This window comes from Pseudomonas sp. 13B_2.1_Bac1, assembly GCF_025466155.1.
Taxonomy (GTDB): Bacteria; Pseudomonadota; Gammaproteobacteria; order Pseudomonadales; family Pseudomonadaceae; genus Aquipseudomonas; species Aquipseudomonas aylmerensis.
In genome coordinates, this window is record NZ_JANLOH010000010.1 from 1 (window position 1) to 23,897 (window position 23,897).

General features: G+C 63.5%; 25 protein-coding genes. 11 read left to right on the forward strand and 14 right to left on the reverse strand.

Translation table 11 applies throughout. The features are described 5' to 3' along the window. Window positions 1-501: 501 nt before the first annotated feature. Window positions 502-942, reverse strand: a complete 441-nt coding sequence (locus tag NTD80_RS02205; protein WP_065901586.1) for a GlcG/HbpS family heme-binding protein — start codon at window positions 940-942, stop codon at window positions 502-504. Window positions 943-1,198: 256 nt separating this feature from the next. Here NTD80_RS02205 and gcl point away from each other — a divergent pair, with 256 nt between their 5' ends. The 8 genes from gcl to NTD80_RS02245 all read left to right on the forward strand — a co-directional run bounded on the left by gcl (window position 1,199) and on the right by NTD80_RS02245 (window position 10,658). After that, a complete protein-coding gene (gene gcl, locus NTD80_RS02210) occupies window positions 1,199-2,974 on the forward strand; it encodes a glyoxylate carboligase (RefSeq protein WP_065901588.1) in 1,776 nt (591 codons plus the stop codon). Between the two features lie 10 nt (window positions 2,975-2,984). Then, window positions 2,985-3,767 carry a hydroxypyruvate isomerase gene (gene hyi / locus NTD80_RS02215; RefSeq protein WP_262131972.1) on the forward strand — a complete coding sequence of 261 codons (783 nt, stop codon included), beginning with the start codon at window positions 2,985-2,987 and terminating at the stop codon, window positions 3,765-3,767. Window positions 3,768-3,930: 163 nt separating this feature from the next. Continuing rightward, window positions 3,931-4,821, forward strand: a complete 891-nt coding sequence (locus NTD80_RS02220; RefSeq protein WP_262131974.1) for a 2-hydroxy-3-oxopropionate reductase — start codon at window positions 3,931-3,933, stop codon at window positions 4,819-4,821. A 188-nt stretch (window positions 4,822-5,009) separates the two neighbouring features. After that, the gene (locus NTD80_RS02225) at window positions 5,010-6,290 is read left to right on the forward strand and encodes a glycerate kinase (RefSeq protein WP_262131975.1); all 1,281 of its coding nucleotides are present in this window, start codon (window positions 5,010-5,012) and stop codon (window positions 6,288-6,290) included. Further along, window positions 6,280-7,695: a pyruvate kinase gene (gene pyk / locus NTD80_RS02230; RefSeq protein WP_262131976.1), complete on the forward strand. Its 1,416-nt coding sequence runs from the start codon at window positions 6,280-6,282 to the stop codon at window positions 7,693-7,695. Before NTD80_RS02225 ends, pyk begins: the two co-directional genes overlap by 11 nt. A gap of 121 nt (window positions 7,696-7,816) precedes the next feature. Further along, a complete protein-coding gene (locus NTD80_RS02235; RefSeq protein ID WP_262131977.1) occupies window positions 7,817-8,692 on the forward strand; it encodes an urea transporter in 876 nt (291 codons plus the stop codon). A gap of 31 nt (window positions 8,693-8,723) precedes the next feature. Then, window positions 8,724-9,548 carry an ion transporter gene (locus NTD80_RS02240; protein ID WP_065901600.1) on the forward strand — a complete coding sequence of 275 codons (825 nt, stop codon included), beginning with the start codon at window positions 8,724-8,726 and terminating at the stop codon, window positions 9,546-9,548. A gap of 105 nt (window positions 9,549-9,653) precedes the next feature. Continuing rightward, complete coding sequence (locus NTD80_RS02245; protein WP_065901602.1) at window positions 9,654-10,658, forward strand: sulfate ABC transporter substrate-binding protein; 1,005 nt, start codon at window positions 9,654-9,656, stop codon at window positions 10,656-10,658. A 126-nt stretch (window positions 10,659-10,784) separates the two neighbouring features. Here NTD80_RS02245 and NTD80_RS02250 read toward each other — a convergent pair whose 3' ends face one another. After that, window positions 10,785-11,399 carry a DUF5666 domain-containing protein gene (locus NTD80_RS02250; RefSeq protein WP_262131979.1) on the reverse strand — a complete coding sequence of 205 codons (615 nt, stop codon included), beginning with the start codon at window positions 11,397-11,399 and terminating at the stop codon, window positions 10,785-10,787. Between the two features lie 178 nt (window positions 11,400-11,577). Here NTD80_RS02250 and NTD80_RS02255 point away from each other — a divergent pair, with 178 nt between their 5' ends. Then, window positions 11,578-12,774 (forward strand): MFS transporter, encoded by a 1,197-nt coding sequence (locus NTD80_RS02255; RefSeq protein WP_106804704.1) that lies wholly within the window; start codon window positions 11,578-11,580, stop codon window positions 12,772-12,774. 6 nt (window positions 12,775-12,780) lie between these two features. On the opposite strand, the gene NTD80_RS02260 is transcribed toward NTD80_RS02255, so the two are convergent. Together NTD80_RS02260 and NTD80_RS02265 are read right to left on the reverse strand one after the other, a co-directional pair. Then, window positions 12,781-13,185 (reverse strand): type II toxin-antitoxin system HicB family antitoxin, encoded by a 405-nt coding sequence (locus tag NTD80_RS02260; RefSeq protein WP_016978509.1) that lies wholly within the window; start codon window positions 13,183-13,185, stop codon window positions 12,781-12,783. Between the two features lie 11 nt (window positions 13,186-13,196). Further along, window positions 13,197-13,385: a type II toxin-antitoxin system HicA family toxin gene (locus NTD80_RS02265; RefSeq protein ID WP_138816053.1), complete on the reverse strand. Its 189-nt coding sequence runs from the start codon at window positions 13,383-13,385 to the stop codon at window positions 13,197-13,199. 226 nt (window positions 13,386-13,611) lie between these two features. Between NTD80_RS02265 and NTD80_RS02270 the strand changes: the two genes are divergently transcribed. Both NTD80_RS02270 and NTD80_RS02275 read left to right on the forward strand, forming a co-directional pair. Then, window positions 13,612-14,268 carry a peroxiredoxin-like family protein gene (locus NTD80_RS02270; protein ID WP_262131984.1) on the forward strand — a complete coding sequence of 219 codons (657 nt, stop codon included), beginning with the start codon at window positions 13,612-13,614 and terminating at the stop codon, window positions 14,266-14,268. Window positions 14,269-14,282: 14 nt separating this feature from the next. Further along, the gene (locus NTD80_RS02275) at window positions 14,283-15,164 is read left to right on the forward strand and encodes a LysR family transcriptional regulator (protein ID WP_106804706.1); all 882 of its coding nucleotides are present in this window, start codon (window positions 14,283-14,285) and stop codon (window positions 15,162-15,164) included. On the opposite strand, the gene NTD80_RS02280 is transcribed toward NTD80_RS02275, so the two are convergent. The 10 genes from NTD80_RS02280 to phnG form a co-directional block, all read right to left on the reverse strand. Then, window positions 15,154-16,644 (reverse strand): M10 family metallopeptidase C-terminal domain-containing protein, encoded by a 1,491-nt coding sequence (locus NTD80_RS02280; protein ID WP_262131986.1) that lies wholly within the window; start codon window positions 16,642-16,644, stop codon window positions 15,154-15,156. The genes NTD80_RS02275 and NTD80_RS02280 overlap by 11 nt on opposite strands. Before the next feature lie 348 nt (window positions 16,645-16,992). Next, complete coding sequence (gene phnP / locus NTD80_RS02285) at window positions 16,993-17,742, reverse strand: phosphonate metabolism protein PhnP (protein WP_262131988.1); 750 nt, start codon at window positions 17,740-17,742, stop codon at window positions 16,993-16,995. Beyond that, window positions 17,733-18,305: a phosphonate metabolism protein/1,5-bisphosphokinase (PRPP-forming) PhnN gene (gene phnN, locus NTD80_RS02290; RefSeq protein WP_262131989.1), complete on the reverse strand. Its 573-nt coding sequence runs from the start codon at window positions 18,303-18,305 to the stop codon at window positions 17,733-17,735. Before phnN ends, phnP begins: the two co-directional genes overlap by 10 nt. Further along, window positions 18,305-19,450: an alpha-D-ribose 1-methylphosphonate 5-triphosphate diphosphatase gene (locus NTD80_RS02295; RefSeq protein ID WP_262131990.1), complete on the reverse strand. Its 1,146-nt coding sequence runs from the start codon at window positions 19,448-19,450 to the stop codon at window positions 18,305-18,307. Before NTD80_RS02295 ends, phnN begins: the two co-directional genes overlap by 1 nt. Continuing rightward, window positions 19,440-20,162, reverse strand: a complete 723-nt coding sequence (gene phnL, locus NTD80_RS02300) for a phosphonate C-P lyase system protein PhnL (RefSeq protein ID WP_262131991.1) — start codon at window positions 20,160-20,162, stop codon at window positions 19,440-19,442. The genes NTD80_RS02295 and phnL overlap by 11 nt, the downstream gene beginning before the upstream one ends. After that, complete coding sequence (gene phnK / locus NTD80_RS02305) at window positions 20,159-20,968, reverse strand: phosphonate C-P lyase system protein PhnK (RefSeq protein WP_168167060.1); 810 nt, start codon at window positions 20,966-20,968, stop codon at window positions 20,159-20,161. Before phnK ends, phnL begins: the two co-directional genes overlap by 4 nt. Beyond that, a complete protein-coding gene (locus tag NTD80_RS02310) occupies window positions 20,929-21,795 on the reverse strand; it encodes an alpha-D-ribose 1-methylphosphonate 5-phosphate C-P-lyase PhnJ (RefSeq protein ID WP_106804712.1) in 867 nt (288 codons plus the stop codon). Before NTD80_RS02310 ends, phnK begins: the two co-directional genes overlap by 40 nt. Continuing rightward, a complete protein-coding gene (locus NTD80_RS02315; RefSeq protein ID WP_262131993.1) occupies window positions 21,788-22,864 on the reverse strand; it encodes a carbon-phosphorus lyase complex subunit PhnI in 1,077 nt (358 codons plus the stop codon). The genes NTD80_RS02310 and NTD80_RS02315 overlap by 8 nt, the downstream gene beginning before the upstream one ends. Further along, entirely contained in the window at window positions 22,864-23,454 is a 591-nt protein-coding gene (gene phnH / locus NTD80_RS02320; RefSeq protein ID WP_262131995.1) for a phosphonate C-P lyase system protein PhnH, read from the reverse strand. Before phnH ends, NTD80_RS02315 begins: the two co-directional genes overlap by 1 nt. After that, window positions 23,454-23,891, reverse strand: a complete 438-nt coding sequence (gene phnG, locus NTD80_RS02325) for a phosphonate C-P lyase system protein PhnG (RefSeq protein WP_410017402.1) — start codon at window positions 23,889-23,891, stop codon at window positions 23,454-23,456. The genes phnH and phnG overlap by 1 nt, the downstream gene beginning before the upstream one ends. Window positions 23,892-23,897 lie beyond the last annotated feature (6 nt).

Consider the following 23,897-nt stretch of genomic DNA (forward strand, 5'->3'; position numbering starts at 1 on the left):
CCATCATAGCGCCCGATTGAGGTGTCCAAAATCATTAGGCCAGTTCAAGCCCGCTCCCACATTTGGACTGCATTCCGAATGTGGGAGCCGGGTTGTTGGGGGGATTGGCGTGATCCGTTGTGGGAGGTGATCTGGGTTTAGTGCCGAGACCGCGTCGCCGCTTTCGCGAGCAAGCCCGCTCCCACATTTGGACCGCATTCCGAATGTGGGAGCCGGGTTGTTGGGGGGATTGGGGTGATCCGTTGTGGGAGGTGATCTGGGTTTAGTGCCGGGACCGCGTCGCCGCCTTCGCGAGCAAGCCCGCTCCCACATTTGGACTGCATTCCGAATGTGGGAGCCGGGTTGTTGGGGGGATTGGGGTGATCCGTTGTGGGAGGTGATCTGGGTTTAGTGCCGAGACCGCGTCGCCGCTTTCGCGAGCAAGCCCGCTCCCACACTTGGAATGCATTCAAAATGTGGGAGCGGGCTTGCTCGCGAAGAGGCCCGCACCGTCACTTCAAATCACGCGGGCACCCCCGCATCCGCCAACAACCCCACGCCCTCGATTGCGGTGATCGCGCATTGCTCGTCGATGTCCGATGTGTCGCCACTGATCCCGATCGCCCCCAGTACCACCCCCTCTCGATCTCGAATCAATACCCCGCCCGGTGCCGGGACCACGCTGCCCTGCCCCAGGCTGTTCAATGCCGCGATAAACGCCGGGCGCTGCTGCGCGTCCAGTGCCAACAAGCGCGAGCCCTTGCCCAGCGCAATCGCGCCCCAGGCCTTGCCGATGGCGATCTGCGGGCGCAGCAGGCTGGCGCCGTCTTCGCGTTGCAGGGTGATCAAGTGGCCGCCACTGTCGAGGACCGCGATGGTCAGCGGCGCCGTCGACAGCGTGCGCCCTGCGTTGAGGGCCTGACTGGCGAGCTGGGTGGCGATTTTCAAGGTTAAAGCGCTCATGGTGCCGTCCTTCTTTTGTTATTGGGAAAGCGGTGGAGGTCTGTCTGATCAGATGCTCGATCAAACAAATAGAACACAATGACAATTAATTTTGTATACAATAATTTCGCACAAACACTCCATACGTCGAAAAAATGCCTTCCGCCGAACGCAAAGGGCCGCGAACAAAATGGATTGACCTGCGCCGCTCGCCGTGAATACACTTTATCCAGACACCACTTGTATACAATTACAAAACGCAAGAGGCACCAAAATCATGAGCAAAATGAGAGCAATCGAAGCCGCCGTCCTGGTGATGCGCCGTGAAGGCGTGGACACCGCCTTCGGTATCCCTGGCGCCGCGATCAACCCGCTGTATTCGGCCTTGCAGAAGGTCGGTGGCATCGATCACGTCCTTGCTCGCCACGTTGAAGGCGCCTCGCACATGGCCGAGGGTTACACCCGCACCAAGGCCGGTAATATCGGCGTGTGCATCGGCACTTCGGGCCCGGCGGGCACCGACATGGTCACCGGCCTCTACAGCGCTTCGGCGGACTCGATCCCGATCCTGTGCATCACCGGCCAAGCCCCGCGTGCACGGATGCACAAGGAAGACTTCCAGGCCGTCGACATCACCAGCATCGTCAAGCCCGTGACCAAGTGGGCGACCACCGTGCTCGAACCTGGCCAGGTGCCCTACGCGTTCCAGAAAGCCTTCTACGAAATGCGCTCCGGCCGCCCAGGCCCAGTGTTGATCGACCTGCCGTTCGACGTGCAGATGGCCGAGATCGAATTCGACATCGACGCCTACCAGCCGCTGCCCCTGGCCAAGCCGCTGGCAACCCGCATCCAGGTAGAAAAGGCCCTGGCCCTGCTCGATGCCGCTGAGCGGCCGTTGCTGGTCAGCGGCGGTGGCGTGATCAATGCCGACGCCAGCGAACTGCTGGTGGAGTTCGCCGAGCTCACTGGTATCCCGGTGATCCCGACCCTGATGGGCTGGGGCACCATCCCCGACGACCACCCGCTGATGGTCGGCATGGTCGGCCTGCAAACGTCCCACCGCTATGGCAACGCGACGATGCTCAAGTCGGACGTGGTGCTCGGCATCGGCAACCGCTGGGCCAACCGCCACACCGGTTCGGTGGAGGTCTACACCGAAGGCCGCAAGTTCATTCACGTCGACATCGAGCCGACGCAGATTGGCCGCGTGTTCACCCCGGACCTGGGCATCGTCTCCGACGCCGGTTCCGCGCTGACCCTGTTCATTGAGGTGGCGCGCGAGTGGAAAGCCGCCGGCAAGCTCAAGGACCGCAGCGCCTGGCTGCATGATTGCCAGCAGCGCAAGGCCACCCTGCAGCGCAAGACCCACTTCGACGCGGTGCCGGTCAAGCCGCAACGGGTGTACGAAGAGATGAACCAGGTGTTCGGCAAAGACACCTGCTACGTCAGCACCATCGGCCTGTCGCAGATTGCCGGCGCGCAATTCCTCCACGTGTACAAGCCGCGCCACTGGATCAACTGCGGCCAGGCCGGCCCGTTGGGCTGGACCATCCCCGCAGCGCTCGGCGTGGTCAAGGCCGACCCGAGCCGCAAGGTGGTGGCGTTGTCCGGCGACTATGACTTCCAGTTCATGATCGAAGAGCTGGCGGTGGGCGCGCAATTCAAGCTGCCGTACATCCACGTGGTGGTGAACAACTCCTACCTGGGGCTGATCCGCCAGGCCCAGCGCGGTTTTGAAATGGACTACTGCGTCCAGCTGTCCTTCGACAACCTCAACGCCCCGGAGCTCAACGGTTATGGCGTCGACCACGTCGCCGTCGCCGAAGGCCTGGGTTGCAAGGCCCTGCGCGTGTTCGAGCCGGGCCAGATCCAGCCGGCCCTGCGCAAGGCGCAGGAGATGATCGAGGAATTCAAGGTGCCGGTGATCGTCGAGATCATCCTGGAGCGCGTGACCAATATTTCCATGGGCACCGAGATCAACGCCGTCAACGAATTCGAAGATCTGGCCCTGGTCGGCAACGATGCGCCGACTGCCATTTCCCTGCTCGATTAAGGAGAACCCTATGCCGCGCTTTGCCGCCAACCTGTCCATGCTGTTTACCGAGCAGGACTTTCTCGCCCGCTTCAAAGCCGCCGCCGAGGCCGGTTTCGAAGGGGTCGAGTACCTGTTCCCGTATGAGTTCAGCTCCGCCGAAATCAAGGCACAACTCGATGCCCATGGCCTGACCCAAGTGCTGTTCAACCTGCCGGCCGGTGATTGGGCCAAGGGCGAGCGCGGCCTGGCGTGCCACCCGGATCGGGTCGAGGAGTTCCGCGCCGGGGTCAACCTGGCCATCGCCTACGCCGAGGTGCTGGGCAATACCCAGATCAACTGCCTGGCGGGGATCCGGCCTGCCGGTATCGATGACGCAACCCTGGAAAAGACGTTCGTCGCCAACCTCAAGTACGCGGCCGACAAGCTGCAAGCGGTGGGCATCAAGCTGGTGATGGAAGCCATCAACACCCGCGACATCCCCGGCTTCTACCTCAACAACACCGCGCAGGCCCTGTCGATTCGCGAGCAAGTGGGCAGCGCCAACCTGTTCCTGCAATACGACATCTATCACATGCAAATCATGGAAGGCGACCTGGCCCGCACAATGGCCGCGCACCTGGGCGAGATCAACCATATCCAGCTGGCGGACAACCCCGGGCGCAATGAGCCGGGTACTGGCGAGATCAACTATCGCTTCCTGTTCGAGCATCTGGACCGCATCGGTTACTCGGGCTGGGTCGGCTGTGAATACAAGCCGCTGACCACCACCGAAGCGGGTTTGGGCTGGCTCAAAACCCACAACGCGATCTGATTGAACAACACAAAACCAATGTGAAAGCAGGGCTTGTGTGGGAGCTGGCTTGCCTGCGATGCAGGCAACTCGGTCTCTCAGTTAAACCGAGGTAATGCCATCGCAGGCAAGCCAGCTCCCACAAAAAGCAGCTCTCACATCGAATAAAGAGAGGATTTTCGTCATGGCTAAAATCGGATTCATCGGCACCGGCATCATGGGCCAACCCATGGCCGCCAACCTGCAAAAAGCAGGCCACCAACTGTTTCTCTCCGAGCATCATGGCAAGGCGCCGGCCGAGCTGATCGGCGCGGGTGCCATCGCGTTGGCCAACCCGCAGCAAGTCGCCCAGGAAGCCGAGTTCATCATCGTCATGGTGCCCGACACCCCGCAGGTCGATGACGTGCTGTTCCGCGCCGACGGTGTCGCCGCCGGCCTGTCACCCAACAAGGTGGTGATCGACATGAGTTCGATCTCCCCCACCGCCACCAAGGCGTTCGCCGCCAAGATCAACCAGACCGGCGCGCAGTACCTGGATGCGCCAGTGTCCGGCGGTGAAGTCGGCGCCAAGGCCGGCACCCTGAGCATCATGGTCGGTGGCGAGCCGCAGACCTTCGAACGCGCCCTGGCCCTGTTCCAGAGCATGGGCAAGAACATCACCCTGGTGGGTGGCAATGGCGATGGCCAGACGGCCAAGGTGGCTAACCAGATCATCGTCGCGCTGAATATCCAGGCGGTGGCCGAAGCGCTGCTGTTCGCCTCGAAGAACGGCGCCGACCCGGCCAAGGTGCGTGAAGCGCTGATGGGCGGCTTTGCCTCCTCGAAGATCCTCGAAGTGCATGGCGAGCGCATGATCAAGGGCACCTTCGATCCGGGCTTCCGCATCAACCTGCACCAGAAGGACCTGAACCTGGCCCTTGCCGGTGCCAAGGAGCTGGGGATCAACCTGCCGAACACCGCTGGCACCCAACAGGTGTTCAGCACCTGCACGGCGATCGGCGGCGGCAACTGGGACCATTCGGCGCTGATCAAGGGGCTGGAGCATATGGCGAATTTTTCGATTCGCGATAAGTAACCCACCCCGCTTCCACCTTTGAGTGCGGTCGAATGTGGGAGCGGGCTTGCTCGCGAAAGCGGTGTATCAGTCAGCATGGATGTTGAATGTCAGAACGCATTCGCGAGCAAGCCCGCTCCCACATTTGATCGCATTCCAGCCTGGAATTGATGCCCCCCTAATAACAAGAATCCCCCGGGAGCCCGCTTATGTCGGTCGATCCGCAACACCTGCTTCGCGCGCTGTTTGCCACAGCCATCGACGCCGCCCACCCCCGGCAAGTCCTCGAACCTTATCTGCCCACCGACCGCAGCGGCCGAGTGATCGTGATCGGCGCCGGCAAAGCCGCCGCCGCCATGGCGCTGGTGGTGGAAAACGCCTGGCAGGGCGAAGTCTCCGGCCTGGTGGTCACGCGCTACGGCCACGGCGCGCCGTGCAAGAAAATCGAAGTGGTCGAGGCCGCCCACCCGGTCCCCGATGCCGCCGGCCTCGCCGTGGCCAAACGCGTGCTGGCATTGATCAGCAACCTGACTGAAGACGACCGCGTGATCTTCCTGCTGTCTGGCGGCGGCTCTGCACTGCTCGCCCTGCCCGCCGAGGGCGTCACCCTGGCCGACAAGCAAGCCATCAACAAAGCCCTGCTCAAATCCGGCGCCACCATTGGCGAGATGAATTGCGTGCGCAAGCACCTCTCGGCGATCAAGGGCGGCCGACTGGCCAAGGCGGCCTGGCCGGCGACGGTCTACACCTATGCGATTTCCGATGTGCCGGGTGACCAGGCCACGGTGATTGCTTCCGGCCCCACCGTTGGCGACCCGAGCACGTCGCAACAGGCGCTGGCGATCCTCAAGCGCTACGGCATCGACGCCCCCGCCTCGGTACGCAGCTGGTTGCAGAACCCGGCCTCGGAAACCGTCAAGCCCGGTGACCCGGCACTCGCGCGCAGCCACTTCCAATTGATCGCGCGCCCGCAGCAATCCCTCGAAGCGGTCGCGGTGAAAGTCCGCCAGGCCGGGTTCAGCCCGCTGATCCTCGGCGACCTTGAAGGCGAAGCGCGGGACGTGGCCAAGGTGCACGCCGGCATCGCCCGACAAATCGTGCAGCATGGCCAGCCACTGGCGGCGCCCTGCGTGATCCTCTCCGGTGGCGAAACCACCGTCACCGTGCGCGGCAATGGCCGTGGCGGGCGCAATGCCGAATTCCTGCTGAGCCTGACCGACAGCCTCAAGGGCTTGCCGGGCGTGTACGCCCTGGCCGGTGACACCGACGGCATCGACGGCTCCGAAGACAACGCCGGCGCCATCATGACCCCCTGCAGCTATGCCCGCGCCGAGGCCTTGGGCCTGTCGGCCAGCGACGAGCTGGATAACAACAACGGCTACGGCTATTTCGCCGCGCTCGAGGGCTTGATCGTCACCGAACCGACGCGCACCAACGTCAATGATTTCCGCGCCATCCTGATCCTTGAGACTGCCAAACATGACGCCTGACAAGAAGGTCAAAATCCTCGCCACCCTGGGCCCGGCCACCGACGGTATCGATGATATCCGCGAGCTGGTGGAGGCCGGCGTGAATATCTTCCGCCTCAACTTCAGCCACGGCGAGCACGCCGATCACGCCCAGCGCTACCAGTGGATTCGCCAGGTCGAGCGCCAGCTGAACTACCCGCTGGGCATCCTCATGGACCTGCAAGGACCGAAGCTGCGGGTCGGGCGCTTTGCCGAAGGCAAGGTGCAATTGGTGCGTGGCCAGGCCCTGCGCCTGGACCTGGACCCCACACCGGGCGACCAGCGTCGTATCAACCTGCCGCACCCGGAAATCATCGCGGCGCTGGAGCCCGGCATGGACCTGTTGCTGGATGACGGCAAATTGCGCCTGCGGGTCATCACCAAGCATGCGGATGCCATCGACACCACGGTGCTGAATGGCGGCGAATTGTCCGACCGCAAAGGTGTGAATGTCCCACAAGCGCTGCTGGAACTCAGCCCGCTCACCGCCAAGGATCGCCGCGACCTGAGCTTCGGCCTGGAGCTGGGTGTGGACTGGGTGGCGCTGTCGTTCGTGCAACGCCCGGAAGACATCCGCGAAGCCCGTGAGTTGATCGGCGACAAAGCGTTCCTGATGGCCAAGATCGAGAAGCCCTCGGCCGTGCAGCGCCTGCAGGAAATCGCCGAGCTGAGCGACGCGATCATGGTGGCCAGGGGCGACCTGGGTGTGGAAGTGCCCGCCGAGAGCGTGCCGCAGATCCAGAAAGACATCATCAGCACCTGCCGCCAGTTGGGTAAGCCGGTGGTGGTGGCCACGCAGATGCTCGAGTCCATGCGTTTCTCCCCGGCACCGACTCGCGCCGAAGTCACCGATGTCGCCAACGCCGTGGCCGAAGGCGCCGATGCGGTGATGCTGTCGGCGGAAACCGCGTCCGGCGAGTACCCCCTGGAAGCCGTGCAGATGATGAGCAAGATCATCCGCCAGGTCGAAAACGGCCCGGACTACCAGACGCAACTGGACGTCAGCCGGCCCAAGGCGGACGCCACGGTGTCGGACGCCATCAGCTGTGCGATCCGGCGGATCAGCAGCATCCTGCCGGTGGCGGTGCTGGTGAACTACAGCGAGTCCGGCAGCTCCAGCCTGCGCGCGGCGCGGGAACGGCCGGTGGCGCCGATCCTCAACCTCACGCCGAACCTCTCCACTGCGCGCCGCTTGAGCGTGGCGTGGGGCGTGCATTCGGTGGTCAATGATCGGCTGCGTCAGGTCGATGAAGTGTGTTCGACCGCACTGGAGATCGCCCAGGCCCAGGGGATGGCGCAGCGCGGGGATACGTTGGTGATTACCGCGGGAGTGCCGTTCGGGCAACCGGGGTCAACCAATTCGCTGCGTATCGAGACGTTGATCTAGCGTCTGTCCAGGCCTCATCGCGGGCAAGCCCGGCGCCCACATTTTGATTGGTGAACCGATTCAAATGTGAAGCTGGCTTGCCGGCGATTGGGGGCAACTCGGTCCCTCAGACTCACCCACCATGCCCAACCAATCCTGCCCCGACTGGGCCGAAGCCTTGCTCAACGGCTTCAGCCAGATCTTCCTGCAGCGCCATCCTCTATGTGGCCTGCTGTGCCTGCTGGCCATCCTGATCGGCGCCCCGGCCCTGCTCGGTGGGGCGTTGCTGGGAGGCGTCGCCGGTTTGCTCACGGCCCAGCGCCGGGGTTATCCCAAGGCCGAACGCCAGGCCGGCCTGTATAGCTACAACGGCGTATTGCTGGGCTTGCTGATCAGCCAGCACTTTGCCTGGTCAGCCGTGCTGCCACCGCTGATCCTCGCGTGCGGCGGCTTGAGCGCGATGCTCACGCGACAATGGCTCAAACACGCAACCCGCCCCGATGACCTGCCCGCCTACACCGCGCCGTTTGTCGGCCTGGGCTGGCTGTTACTGGGCAGCGTGCCGCCGAGCACGTTTGCACTCGGCGAAGCCGACACCCTGGCCATCCTGGCCGCGCCCTTTACCGGGCTCGCGCAAATCATGCTGCTCGACCAGCCCCTGGCCGGTGCGCTGATCGCGCTTGGCCTGTGGCTGGCCAACCGGCGCGCCGCCCTCTGGGCCTTGACCGGCGCCCTCTGCGGAGTGCTGATCGCGCTGCTGCTCGATGAGACCGCCAGCGCCCTGCTCGGCCTGCACAGCTACAACCCCGCGCTGGCGGCCCTGGCCCTGTGCCAGACGCGCCGCCAAGCCTGGCAACCGCTGCTCGGCATCCTGCTGGCAATCGTCCTCACCCCAGGCTTTGCCGCCCTGCACCTGCCGGCGTTGACCGCCCCGTTCATCCTCGCGTGCTGGCTGGTGCGTGCCGGTCGCCGGATGCTGGGTAAACCCCGCATGGACAGCCCCTTCGAATCCCCCTAGGCTTGCTCGATATTCGATTCAGGCGGGCTTTATGGACAGCAACAACGACTGGCGTCAGCGGCTCTACGTCATGGTTTTCCAAAGCGACACAGCGGCCGGCCGGCGCTTCGACAGCACCTTGCTGCTGATCATCCTCGCCAGCCTGGTGATTGTGATCCTCGACAGTATCCAGACCGTCCACGATAACTACGCCGACGTGCTGGCCTACATCGAGTGGGGCTTCACCATCATTTTCGCCATCGAGTACGGCCTGCGCCTGTACTGCTCGCCCAAGCCGCTGCGCTATGCCTTCAGCTTCTATGGGCTGGTGGATTTGCTCGCCATCGTCCCTGGCATCCTCGCGCTGTATTACAGCGACGCCCAGTACCTGCTGATCATCCGCATCATCCGGATGCTGCGGATCTTCCGCGTGCTCAAGCTCAGCCCTTACCTCAAGCAGGCCAATTACCTGATGGCCGCGCTGCGCGGCAGCAAGCAGAAGATCGTGGTGTTCCTGGTCAGCGTGTGCACCCTGGTCACCGTATTCGGCACCTTGATGTACGTGATCGAAGGCCCGGAACACGGGTTTACCAGCATTCCCAAGGGCATCTATTGGGCGATCGTGACCCTGACCACCGTGGGCTTTGGCGATATCGTGCCCAAGACTCCGCTGGGCCAGGTGATTTCGTCACTGGTGATGATCACCGGTTACTCGATCATCGCCGTGCCGACGGGGATTTTTACCGCCGAACTGGCCAGTGCCATGCGCGGTGAGCAACTGCAAACCGACTGCCCGGTGTGCAACAAGAACAGCCACGAGCCCAACGCGGCGTTCTGCTCGCGCTGTGGCAATGCGCTGTTTAAGAAAGTGGAATAAGCAAAGTGCGTTTTAATCTTTAAACGTCTATGCAGGCCCAGCTATAGTCGCTGGCAAAATGCCCTCACTCAATCGATAACCTTCTCGAACAACAAGGAATGAGCAGTGAAAAAACTCGTTAGCGCCTCTCTACTGGCCGCCGGCCTTGCCCTGGCGGGCGCCGTCCAGGCAGCCCCGGTCACTCTGCTCAACGTCTCGTATGACGTGATGCGCGACTTCTACAAGGACTACAACGCCGCCTTCCAGAAACACTGGGACGCCGAGCACCCGAACGACAAGCTGACCCTGCAGATGTCCTTCGGCGGCTCCAGTAAACAAGCGCGCTCGGTGATCGACGGCCTGCCGGCTGACGTGATCACCATGAACATGGCCACCGACATCAACGCCCTGGCCGACAATGGCAAGCTGGTGCCGGACAACTGGGTCACGCGCCTGCCGAACAACAGCGCGCCGTTCACCTCCGCCACGGTGTTTATCGTGCGCAAGGGCAATCCCAAAGCCCTGAAAGACTGGCCGGATCTGTTGAAAGACGGCGTGCAAGTGATCGTGCCCAACCCGAAGACTTCCGGTAACGGCCGCTACACCTACCTGTCGGCCTGGGGCTATGTGCTGAAAAACGGCGGCGACGAGAACAAGGCCAAGGCCTTTGTCGGCAAGCTGTTCAAGCAGGCACCTGTGCTGGACACCGGTGGCCGCGCCGCGACCACCACGTTCATGACCAACCAGATCGGCGACGTGCTGGTGACCTTTGAAAACGAAGCAGAAATGATCGCCCGCGAATTCGGCCGTGATCAGTTCGAAGTGATCTACCCAAGCGTCTCTGCCGAAGCCGAGCCGCCGGTGTCGGTGGTCGACAAAGTGGTCGAGAAGAAAGGCACCCGCGCGGCCGCCGAAGACTACCTGAAGTACCTGTGGTCGCCGGAAGGCCAGGAAATCGCCGCCAACAACTACCTGCGTCCACGCGACGCGAAGGTACTGGCCAAGTACACCGACCGCTTCCCGAAAGTCGAATTCCTCTCGGTAGAGAAGACCTTCGGCGACTGGCGCACCGTGCAGAAAACCCACTTCAATGATGGCGGTGTTTTCGACCAGATCTACAGCGGTCAATAACTGAACAAACGCAGCCCCGTGTGGGAGCTGGCTGGCCTGCGATGCAGACACCTCGACGTATCAGGCATACCGAGGTGATGCTATCGCAGGCCAGCCAGCGCCTGCATTGGGGGATGCGCCTGGCTCTTACATCGGCGGTGTCACGCCATCCTTGCCGGCCGAGATAGCCTGCGCCGTCACTGTCCCGTCCGCGTCCTTCGCCGCAAACATCACCACCTTCACCCCCGGCTTGAGCAAGCTGCGGTCGCCTGGCTCCAGGTTGACGATCGGCACATCATCCGGCACCACGATCTTCTGCTCGCCCCCTTTGTATTTGACGGTCAACGTCCGCCCGTTGCTGACCACCAGGTCGCCGACCGTGCCGTTGGTCATGCTGCTGCCTTCTTTGAGGTCGAACGCCCGGTGCCCGTCGCCCGTGCCGGCCATCGCCGGCGGGAACACATGCACTTCGAGGGCAGTCAGGGTGCCGTCGGCGTTGGGCATGGCGGCCGAGCCGATGTAGCTGCCGGGCTTGATCTCGTCGATCTTCGCCAGCGTTACGGCACGGACCTGGGTGTCTTTTGTCAGGTGCACGGTGACGTCTTCACCACTGTTGACCTTGACGTGCATCGCGTCGCCGTCGATCGCCGTGATGGCGCCACGCACACCCACGCGTGGGGTATCGGCCGCGTTCGCCAGGCCGACAGCCATGGCGGCGGCAAGGGTGGAAGCCAGGAGCATCTTGTTCAACGTGATCTTCATCGCAATGGATTTCCTGTTTCGGCAGTTGTGTCTGAATGTATCATTGCCGTTCGACGCGAAAGTTAACGTTTCAGTCATTAATTCCCGGCATGAGTGTTATCACCACCAGCGGCCTACTCGCCGTCGCACCTTGTCTCTACTCTCGCTCGCCTACTTCCTCCGCTTTTATGAGAACACCATGAACGCTACCTCACACCCTACAACCACCATGACCCGCGCGATGGTGATGCTGTTTGCGTTCTGCTGCGGCGCCATCGTCGCCAACATCTACTACGCGCAGCCGATCATCGAACTGATCGCGCCGGACATCGGCCTCACCCCGGCGATGGCCAGCCTGATCGTGTCCCTGACGCAAATCGGTTATGCCCTCGGCCTGTTTTTCCTGGTACCGCTGGGCGACCTGCTGGAAAACCGCAAGCTGATGATCACCACCACCGTGGTGGCCATTGCGAGCCTGCTGGGCGCGGCCTTCACCGAGCAGCCGAACCTGTTCCTGCTGGTGTCGTTACTGATCGGCTTCAGTTCGGTGTCGGTGCAAATCCTGATCCCGCTGGCCGCCCACCTGGCACCCGCCGAATCCCGTGGCCGGGTGGTGGGCAGCATCATGGGCGGGCTGCTGCTCGGCATTCTGCTGGCGCGGCCGGTGTCCAGCGTGGTCGCGGACCACTTCGGCTGGCGGGCGATGTTCATGGCGGCGGCCGCGTTGATGGCGTTCATCAGCGTGGTGCTGATGCTGACCATCCCCAAGCGCCAGCCTGACCACAGCGCCAGCTATGGCCAATTGCTCGGCTCGCTCGGCACCTTGTTGCGTGAACAACCCCTGCTGCGCCAACGTGCGTTCTACCAGGGCTGCATGTTTGCCACCTTCAGCCTGTTCTGGACCGCCGCACCGCTGGAGCTGGCGCGCAATCATGGCCTGAGCCAAAGTGAGATCGCGTTGTTCGCACTGGTCGGTGCCCTGGGTGCCATCGCTGCGCCCATCGCCGGCCGCCTGGCCGATGCCGGTCACACTCACCGCGCCTCACTGCTGGCCATGCTGTTTGCCGTGCTGAGCTTCCTGCCAGCCTTCGTGCACCCGCTGTATAGCGTGATCGGCCTGGCGGTGACCGGCGTGGTCCTGGACTTCTGCGTGCAGATGAACATGGTCCTCGGCCAACGCGCGATCTATGCCCTCGACGCCAACAGCCGCAGCCGCCTCAACGCGTTGTACATGACCAGCATCTTCATCGGCGGCGCCTTCGGCTCGGCGATTGCCAGCAGCGTCTACGAGCACGGTGGCTGGCTGGGCGTGATGCTGGTGGGCAGTGCGTTCCCGCTGGTGGCGCTGTTGCGCTTCCTGAGCGCTTCGCGCCAGGCCACGGTCGCCACGGCCTGATCGCCCCTAAGAGCGCACCAGCTTCTCCAAGGCCGCGTCCGCCAGGAATGACGAGCGGCTCTTGACCTTGTGCTCGCGCACATAACGGTCGATGCGCTGGATGACATAACCGGGCAAGGTCACGTTGACCTTCTCGGTCTTGCCCAGATAGGGCGAGATGTCCAGCTCGAGCATGCCCCAGCCCATCCCGGCGTAGTCTTCATGGGCGTGATGATTGGCCACCGACGTGGGCATCGGAATCGGCCCACCTTCGGCGGCGATTTCTTGCAGCATGATGTGCGCGACTTCCACGGCGGCGTTGTACGCCTCTTCGAAACTGTCCCCGGCGGTGACCGCGCCTGGAATATCGGGGATCTGAATACCGGTGGCGGTAAAGTCATCGCCCCATTCGATACAGATTGGGTATTGCATGAATGCTCTCCTTAAAACTGAAACAGCCCGGCGCGTTTCCTGATGCTTCTGACGGTGCCCTGCGGCAGGTCCTTCTTGGGGTGCGGCACCGGGATCGTGTACGGGTTATAGCGGTGAGTAAAAATGTGATGACTGCCCGTGACCCGATCCAGCACCCAACCCGCCTCTTGCAGCTCCTTGATCAATAGCCTGCTTTGCACCGCAGCCTCCTTGGCTTGGTCGGAATAAAAGTAACCCTAGAGTTACCTTTACTCAAGCACAGAATCGGGGATCCCGACTGGCGGCTGTTTTACCGAATGTTGGTATTACACGCATTCATTCCTTCGACGCATGAATCCTATGCCCGGCAGCCCGCTTCTACCCGCGCACCGCCGCGCCCATCATCCCCTCCAGCCAAGCCGGCTCATCTCCCGAGGGACTACCGCCATGACACTTCAAGCCACACTTGATGCCTTCCGCGCTGACTTCAAAGCGGGCAAGCCGCCCTATAACGCACCCGCGCATATCCATCCGATCATGGAGCGCGCCACCGCCGAGCTGATCGCCAGCGGTGCAGCACAACGTGCCCTCAAGGTGGGAGACAAAGCGCCCCTGTTCAGCCTCAAGGACGCCGACGGCAACGCGGTGTCCTCGGCCAGGCTGCTGGCCCAGGGGCCGCTGGTGCTGACGTTCTACCGAGGCGTGTGGTGCCCGTACTGCACGATGGAACTGCAGGCGTTGCAGGCGTTTCTGCCGACCCTGAAGGCGGCCGGCGCCCAGTTGCTGGCCCTGTCGCCGCAAACGGCCGCCAACAGCCGCAAATCCACGCGCATTGCCGCGCTGGGGTTCCCGATCCTCAGTGACACCCACAACGACGTCGCCGATGCGTTCGGGCTGCGCTTTCAATTGCCGGATTATTTGATCGAACTCTACAAGGCGCTGGGCAACAACCTGCCGCTGATCAACGACGATCCGGCCTGGACACTGCCCATGCCCGCCCGCTATGTGATCGGCCAGGACAGCGTGATTCGTTACGCCGAGGTCAACCCGGATTACACTCAACGCCCGGAACCCTCGGCGCTGCTCGACGCCCTCACCCGATAACCCAAGGACACCCGATGGACCGTCTTACCGCCATGGAAACTTTCGTTCACGTTGTCGAAACCGGTTCGTTCTCGGCCGCTGCCAAGCGCCTGGGCATCGGCCAGCCCGCCGTGTCCAAGAGCATCGCGCAATTGGAAGCACGCCTGGCGGTGCGCCTGGTGTTGCGTTCGACCCGTGGCCTTACGCCCACCGAGGCTGGCCTGGCGTTTTTCGAGAAAGCCCGGCGCGCCATCGACGAAGCCAACGAGGCCGACGACGCCGCCCGGGGAGCCGGCGCCGGGCTGTCGGGCAACCTGCGTATCAGCGCAGCGGTGACCTTCGCCCGCATGCATATCATTCCGCACCTGGGCGGTTTCCTGGAGCAGTACCCGGGGGTGAATGTCGACGTGGTGCTCGATGACCGCACGCTCAATCTGGTGGAAGAAGGCATCGACGTCGCCCTGCGCATGGGCAACCTGGATGACTCCAGCCTCACGGCGCGCAAGATCGGTGAATCACCCTGCGTGATCCTCGGCACGCCGGCCTACTTCGAACGCTTCGGCGAGCCCGCCACCCCGGCGGACTTGCTGCAGCACCAGGCGATCATCTACACCCGAGGCGAAGGCTCGCACTGGAACTTTACCCAAGGCGACACGCATTACCCGCTCGTTGCCCATGGCCGCGTGCGCGTGACGGCGGCGGAAGGCGTGCGCGCCGCCGTACTGAGCCATCTGGGCCTGACGCTCTCTTCCAGCTGGATGTTCGCGCCGGAGCTGGCCAGCGGCGAGGTCAAGCGCGTGCTGGCCGACTGGCACTTGCCGCCCCGGGATTTGTGGGCAGTGTTCCCCACCGGCCGGATGGCGAGCGCCAAGGCACGCGCGTTTGTGGAGTATGTCGAAGCGCTGATCAACGCCTGACAACGTTCAGCACCAACTGCAGCAAGGTCGATAGCGCCGTGGCGAGCATTTCGCTTAACACTGAGACCATGCCTGCCGTCGGATCAAGCGGTGCCGGTAGCGGTGGTGCGGGGACGGGTGCTGGCGACGGCGCCGGTACTGGTGCTGGCACGACCTTCGGCACCGTTTGCCCCTGCCACAGCACATCCCCCGGCTTGATCTGGCCGATGCTCTTGAGCATGAAGCCGGCATTGCCCGTGCCCTTCAGGTCGATCTCCAGGCTTGAACGACCCGTGGCAGCGTCATGCTTGAGCACAGCCTCCCCGGCCCGGCCACTGAACCGGTCAGTAAACACCAGGGCGCCGACCCCCGCCTCTCTCAAGGCGCCCGAGACATCGAGCCTGTCGACCCCGGTGGTGAAGTCCTCGATCACGTCCGGCTGCTGCGGTGTGGAGTCACTGGCCTTGTCGTAGATAAACGTATCCGCGCCCCCACCGCCGCGCAATGTGTCGGCCCCCGCACCGCCCTTGAGGCGATTTTTCGCGTCATTGCCCGTCAACACATCCCGTCCGGCACCGCCGATGGCGTTCTCAACCGTACAGCCTTTGGCGATGGAGACATTGCCCTTCAAGCCACCCACATCGGAAAACGACTCGGCCTTCAGGCTGATGTTCTGGTTCTGGGCAAACCCGGAAAAATCCAGGGTATCGTCCCCCCCGCCATCCCAGACGCAGAAGATGGGTTTGTCCGTGGCGCTCTTGAGGGTCATAGCTTCGCGCTCGGTATTGGAGTTGAAGCCATAGGTGGTGTCGGTCTTGCGGGTCTGGTGATTGGCCCCATACAGCCGCTGCACCGCGGCAATGTCATCCATCATCGGCGCGCTGGGGTTGGAGTGGCGAAAATCATGACCGGCCTGATGCTTTTCGGACCAGTAGCTCATGACACTGCGCGCCTTGGTGTCACCGGCATACACAGCGCCATTGTCATAATTGGAACCACCGCCATTGTAGTTACCCGGATGCTGCAGGCCGATGGCGTGTCCGATTTCATGCACGGCGGTGAGCGAAAAGTGGCTGTCCAGCCCCGGTGAACTGCCTGATTTCAGTGTGCCAATCGTTGCGGTGGTACTGCTGGTGGCGCGCGTGGGTGAGATGGCGACGCCACGGTCTCCACGTGGGTTGTTCTTGACGTGAACCGTGCAGTCCGCACCTGCTGCCTGCTCCCTGAAACTGATATTGGCCACGTCCTGCCAGGACTGGGCGGCCTGGCGCACACGTTGCTGCTGCACAGCAGAGAAAGTGGGATCGACGGTGTAGGAAAGATCTATCTTGTTGTCGTTATTGCGGTCGTGAAAGTGCAGGTTGTCGCGGGTGATGTGCTTGCCCGCCTGGTCGGTGGTGTAGGTCGGCTTGCCGCTGGCGCCCACGCCAAACGGCCCGGGATCGGCAAGCGGCAAGGTTTGCTGTGGGGGTGTACGCGATAAAGACTCAGAACTGATCATGGGAATTTGCGCTCTTTCTAGAGGATAAATGAGCCAGACACGTGAGCATCGGCCGATTGAATTTCCCTGCAAAAATGAGTGCGCAACAGCCTTTATTTAGTTCGTCTTGCAACAGCGCGGCGTGGGGCAACACCTGCTAAAACACGCGAAAAAACACTTGCACTTCAAAAAACCAGACACACATGGGCGAAGCTGAAAACCTGTTGATTCCACGCGATAAAAATATATACCCACACAATTGACCGGCGCCCACTGCTTCAAAGCCGCCCTGACACGGATACATTCGCTCAACTTTTTCATGGTGGTTTTCCCGTGGGTCAGGACCTTGCCGCTTGACCGGCGCCCGCGCTAAAGCACCCGGCCATCCCACCCCACGGTCACATGCCGTGGCAACTCGCGCCGATGTTCCAGCAGCCATGCATCCAGCGTATGCCCCACATGGGTCAGTACCCCCAACTGCGCACCGGTGTCGGCAATACTCTGCAACGCCAGCGTCAGGTCATTGTGATTGCGCGGAGCTTGCGGCTGCGGCGGCATGGAGCAATCCAGCACCAGCACATCCAGCGGCTCGCGTTGCAACCAGGCCAGCGTGGCAGGTGGCAGGCCGACGGTGTCGGTGAGGTAGGCGATGCGGCGCCCCTCGCCTTCCAGCAGGTAACCCAGGGTCAGCCTGGAATGTTGCAACGGCAACGCGGTAACGCTCAGCGCGCCGAACTGCCGGGTTTCGAACGCGGCAAACGGCTGGCTGAAATCGAGGATGCCGGGGTGCTTGTAGAGGTCGGACAAACCTTCCGGATCCGCCGGGCCGTGCACCGGTATCACCAGCCCCTGGCCCCAGCGCAAGTGCAGCAAGCCTTGCGCATGATCGGCGTGATAGTGGGTCTGGAAAATCCCGTTGAAACTGCGCGGCGGGAAACGTTCGGTGAGGTCGGGCAAGCCGCTGTCGATCAGCCAGCGCTGGTCGCCGCATTCGATCAGCGCGCTGCACGGTCGGCGGCGCAGGCTTGCATCGCTGCGCGCCATTGCGCAAGCCGCGCACTCGCAGCCATACACCGGGACTTGCCGCGCGTCACTAGTGCCGAGCAGGGTCAGGCGCATGCCGAGTGCCCGTGGTCGAGGCAGCACAGCAGGCGCTCGACGGTGTGTTCCAGCGGGCCGGAATTGTCCAGCACGAACAGCCCGGCGCCGTTGCCGCTGATCAGCTGCGCCGTGAAGCGTGCATTGCGTGCCAGGCGCTCCTCGATATCCGCCAGGGACTCGCGTCCTCGAGCGATCAGGCGCTGGCGCAACACGGCTTGATCCACCGTCAGCAACAGCACCAGCAGGTTCGGATAGCGCTCGCGGGTCTGCGCCAGGTGCGCACGCGAGCCGTTGACCAGCACGTCCTGCCCCGCCGCCAGCCAGTCGTCGATTTCCCGGGGAATCCCGTAGGACAACCCATTGGCCTGCCAACTGAGGGCAAATCCACCCTCGGCCTGCAGCGCCGCGAACTGTTGCGGGCTCACGCCCTGGGCCGCTTCACCCACCGCTTCCGCCGAGCGGGTGATCACGCGGCGCACGATGCGGCAGCCGCGCTCGGCCAAGCGCGGGCGTGCGGCATCCAGCAGGCTGTCCTTGCCCGAACCGGATGGCCCGATGAGATAGATCAACCTGCCCGCCATCAAAACACCCTCTTCGCCTGTCGCCAGACTTGTTGCACTACAGGAAGCCCTTCGCGGCTGCGGGCCTGTACCAGGTCCGCGCGCAGGCCAATGGCAATTTCACCGCGATCCGTCAGCCCGGCCGCTTGCGCCGGCGCCAGGCTGATCATCTTGACCGCCCGCGACAGGTCGCCGCCGTCCTGCTGGTCGGCCAGCACGAACGCAGCCTGCAACAGGCTGGCCGGGTAGTAATCACTGGAAAGTATATCCAGCAATCCCTCGGCAGCCAGGCCGGCGGCGGCCACATTACCCGAGTGCGACCCACCGCGCACCACGTTCGGCGCGCCCATCAAGACTTTCATGTTGAGTGCCTGACACCCCTTCGCCGCCTCCAGCGTGGTCGGGAATTCGGCGATGGTCATGCCGTAGCGCGCCGACTCCTCCACATGCGCCAGGGTCGCGTCGTCATGGCTGGCCACCGACAGGCCGCGCCCCAGGCAATGCTCGACGATGGCCGCGCGATAACGGTCGCTGTACTCCCGCGAGTTGGCCATCTGCAGCACGATAAAAGCGTCCATGGTTTCGTCGTTGAGGTGGTACTTGCCCATGTAGTACTCACGGTACTTGGATTCGAGCACGAACTGGCGCTGGCCCGGCGAGTGGTCCATCACGGAGACCAGGCGCACCAGCGGGTTTTCCACCAGGTCGCGGAACACGCTGAGGGTGTCGGGGTGGCACAGCTCGCAGCGCAGGTGGAGGTGATGCTCGGCGCGCGTCAGGCCGGCGCCTTCTGCCGCAGCGATCGCGTCGAGCATCGCCGGCAGCTTCTTCATGCGATTGCCCTTGGGGTTCACGTCGCCGATGGACACCGCATCGAACACCGTGGTGATGCCCGCCGCGATGATTTGCGCATCGTGGCTGAGCACCGCCGAGGTCGACGGCCAGTCCACGCCGGGGCGCGGGGTCATGTGTTTTTCCAGGTTGTCGGTGTGCAACTCCACCAGGCCGGGGAGCAGGCAATCCCCGCCCAGATCCTGGGCCTGGGGCAACTGGCTGCGACCTTCGGCGATGTCGACGATCTTGCCGTCGCGCAGCACCACGCTGCCGAGGAACATGCGATCAGCGGTGACCACCTGGGCATTACTGAGGATCTGTTCAGCGGGCATGTGCGTATTCCTCTTCGGCAACGGGCGTGGGGGTCATATCGAAATGGCGGTCGGCAACCGCTTCACGGGCAGCGCGGTCGTGGAAAATGCCGATCAGCGCGGCACCGCCGGCCTTGGCTTCGTTGATCAGCTCCAGCACCACCTGGCGGTTGCTGTCATCCAGCGACGCAGTGGGTTCGTCCAGCAGCATCACCGGCCACTCCACCATGAAGCCACGGGCGATGTTGACGCGCTGCTGCTCGCCACCGGAGAAGGTCCCGGGCGCCAGTTGCCACAGGCGCTGGGGGATGTTCAGGCGCGCCAGCAAGTGCTCGGCACGCGACTGCGCATCGACCTTGGACCAGCCACGCGCCAGCGCCGGCTCCATGACCACATCCAGGCACGCCACGCGCGGGATCACCCGCAGGAATTGGCTGACGTAACCGAGGGTCTGCTGGCGCACCTGCAGAATGTCGCGCGGCGCCGCGCCGACCAGCTCCAGCCACGCCTGCGCATGACGTACGCGGATGCTGCCGCCCGCAGGCAGATAGTTGCCATACAGGGTACGCAGCAAGGTGCTCTTACCCGCGCCGGACTGGCCATGCAGTACCAGGCATTCGCCCGCCTGCACGCTGAACCCCACGCCGCGCAGCACGTTGAGCACCACCCCATGCTGCTGGTGCAGGGTGAAGGTTTTCGAGAGGTCACGGACCTCGATCAAGGCATTCGTCATGGCTGCAGTACCGAAGACACCAGCAGTTGAGAGTAAGGGTGTTGTGGATCGTCGAGAATCTGGTCGGTCAACCCGGTTTCCACCACCCGCGAGCGACGCATCACCATCAGGCGATCAGCGAGCAGGCGTGCCACAGCCAGGTCGTGGGTGACGATCACCACCGCCAGGTCCAGCTCACGCACCAGGCCGCGCAGCAGGTCGAGCAGCCGCGCTTGCACCGACACATCGAGGCCGCCGGTTGGCTCATCCATGAACACCAGACGCGGGCTCGAAACCAGGTTGCGGGCGATTTGCAGGCGCTGCTGCATGCCGCCCGAGAAAGTGCGCGGCAGGTCATCGATACGCTGCGGATCGATTTCCACCTGGCCCAGCCAGTCCAGGCCGGCACCGCGCAGTTGCGCATAGTTGCGCACGCCCTGAGCCATCAGGCGCTCGCCGATATTCGCGCCGGCCGACACGCCCATGCGCAGGCCGTCGCGGGGGTTCTGCTCGACAAAGCCCCATTCGGTGCGCAGCAAGGTGCGGCGCTCGGCTTCGCTGGCGCTGTAGAGGTCAAGCCATTCGCCGTCCTTGCTGCGATAGCCGATGCTCCCCGCCTGCGGTGGCAAACGCCCGCTCAGCAGCGAGAGCAAGGTGGACTTGCCCGAGCCGGACTCGCCGACGATGCCCAGCACTTCGCCGGGGTACAGGTCAAAACTGACGCCCTGGCAACCCTTCTCCGGGCCGTACAACAGGGACAGGTCACGGACTTGCAATAACGGCTGGCTCACTGGTTGTTCTCCTTGACCCGCTGGGCGCAATACCAGGTGTCGGAACACACGAAACTCTGGGTCCCGGCGTCATCCAGAATCAGCTCATCGAGGAACGAATCATGGCTGCCGCAGATGGCGCAGTTGTGCTCCCACTGCTGCACTTCGAACGGGTGATCCTCGAAGTCCAGACTGGTGACCTGGGTGTAGGGCGGCACCGCGTACAGGCGCTTTTCGCGACCGGCGCCGAACAGCATCAAGGCCGGGCTCATGTCGAGCTTGGGGTTGTCGAATTTGGGGATCGGCGACGGGTCCATCACGTAGCGCTCATCGACCATCACCGGGTACGCATAGCTGGTGGCGATATGGCCAAAGGTGGCGATGTCTTCGTAGAGCTTCACGTGCATCACCCCGTAATCATTCAGGGCGTGCATGGTGCGCGTCTCGGTTTCCGACGGTTCGATAAAGCGCAGCGGTTCCGGGATCGGCACCTGGTAAACCATGACCTGGCCGGCCTGCAGCGGGGTCTCCGGTATGCGGTGGCGGGTCTGGATCACCGTTGCTTCAGGGGTCGCCTCGGTAGTGGCGACGCCCGCGGTGCGCGCGAAGAAGCGGCGAATCGAGACGGCGTTGGTGGTGTCGTCGGCGCCTTGGTCGATGACCTTGAGCACGTCATCGGCGCCGAGGATCGCGGCGGTCAGTTGCATGCCGCCGGTGCCCCAGCCATACGGCAACGGCATCTCGCGACCGCCAAACGGCACCTGGTAACCGGGGATCGCCACGGCCTTGAGCAAGGCGCGGCGGATCATGCGCTTGGTCTGCTCGTCGAGGTAGGCGAAGTTGTAGGCCGGGTCGCGTACCGGCGCTTGCGTCAGGTCATTCATGGTGGGTGCCCTCGGCCGGTTGGCGCAGCTTGCGGATCAGTTCCAGTTCGGACTGGAAGTCCACGTAGTGCGGTAATTTGAGGTGCGAAACAAAGCCCGCCGCCTCGACGTTGTCGCAATGCGCCAGCACAAATTCCTCGCGCTGGGCCGGCGAGACGATCTCTTCGTTGTATTCCCCGGCGCGCAGTGCGCGGTCGACCAGCGCCATGCCCATGGCCTTGCGCTCGGCATGCCCGAACGCCAGGCCATAACCGCGCGTGAACTGCGCAAGCTCGGTGGCCGAGCCGACGAACTGGTTGACCATCTCGCACTCGGTCACTTCGATGCTGCCCAGGCAGATCGGGAAGCCCAGCTCTTCGGGGTCGATCCACACCTCCACGTCGCCGATGCGAATCTCGCCGGCAAACGGGTGGTTACGGCCGTAGCCGCGCTGGGTCGAATACCCCAGCGCCAGCAGGAAACCTTCATCGCCACGGGCCAGGGCCTGCAGGCGCTCGGCGCGGCTGGCGGGGTACTCCAACGGGTCGCGGGTAATGTCGGCGACACGCGCGTTGTCGTCGGTTTCGTGCTTGATCAGGCCTTCCTTGGCGAGCAAACCGAGCACGCGTGGGCAGGCTTCCAGCGTCGCCTCGGGCGTGGTCTGCGGCCCCGGATACTCGCCCTCGGCCAGCAGTGCAAAATCCAGCAGCCGATGGGTGTAGTCGAAAGTCGGGCCGAGCAATTGGCCGCCGGGCACGTCCTTGAACGTGGCGGACAAGCGCCGGCTCAAGGACATTTGCGCGGTGTCGATCGGCAGGCTCGGGCTGAAGCGCGGCAACGTGGTGCGGTAGGCGCGCAACAGGAAGATCGCCTCCACCAGATCCCCCGCCGCTTGCTTGATCGCGAGCGCGGCGAGTTCGGCGTCGAACAGCGAGCCCTCGGTCATCACGCGGGCCACGGCCAGGGGCAGTTGCTGGCGAATCTGCTCGACACTGAGTTCAGGAATCGCGGTATCGCCCCGGCGTTTTTTTGCCAGCAGGCGGTGGGCATTGTCGATGGCCTGTTCGCCACCTTTGACGGCTACGTACATCAGGCGTCCTCCTCTGCGATGCGGCTGCTGCGCGGCAGGCCGATCAAGTGATGGCCGGCGGCGAACAGCACGTCCAGGCCACGGGGGAAGGCTTCGCGGCGCTGACGCTCGTGCCAGAAAGCTTGTGGCACCGGCACGTGCACCCGGCGCTGGGCCTGGATGCCCGGGCCGCGCCAGAGCAGGCCGCGACCGGCTTCCAGGTCGGTGAGCTGCACCAGCAACGTGCAGGACTGATCGGGATAGCGGTCATTGCCGTGGTCGAAGCCGCCGAGGTCGAGCAGGTCTTGCTCGCCCAGCAGTGCAAACACGGCGTCCTCGCGCTTATCCGTGAGCGGGCAACCGCAGTGGAAGGCCAGGTTGGCGCGGATCAGCGGCGTGTCGAAGCTCGGCGCCAGCCATAGCGGCGTGTCCAAATCCAGCAGCGCCAGGCACAAGGCGTAGGTCGCGGGCGCCAGCCCCTCGAGGCGCGGGGCCGAAGGCAGGTGCTGGATCAAACCCGGTTCGGCCAGGGCCTTGAGGGCGGCGCGAAAGCCGCGCTGGGCATCCAGGACCGGGTCGACAAACGCCGGTTGCAACAGGTGAGCACTCATCAGTTTTCTCCTCGCACCAGGGTGAAAAACTCGACCTTGGTGGCCGCCGTGTCGGCTTCTTTTTCCGCACGGCGTTGTGCCTGGGCACTGGCCAGCGCGGTGATCAGGTCGCTGAGCCAAATGCTCGGATGAGCGCCTTGCAGGTGGGCGTCGGCCAGGGCGGCCAGTTCGGCGTGGACCTTGTCGCGCCCGGCCAGGTAGCTGTAGCCGGTGCGTCCATCAGCCAGGCGCACCACGCAGCGGGTCACGCTCATTTCGCCGAGATTGAACGGCGCGCCATTGCCGCCCATGCGGCCGCGCACCAGGGTCATGCCGATTTCCGGAGCGCGAATGGTCTGGTATTCCACGTCTTTCAACGCGGCTTCATGCGGTTGCAGTTCACTGATTTGGGCGCGGGCAAGCACGCCAATCCAGTGTTGACGCGGGGACAGGTTCATCGTGGT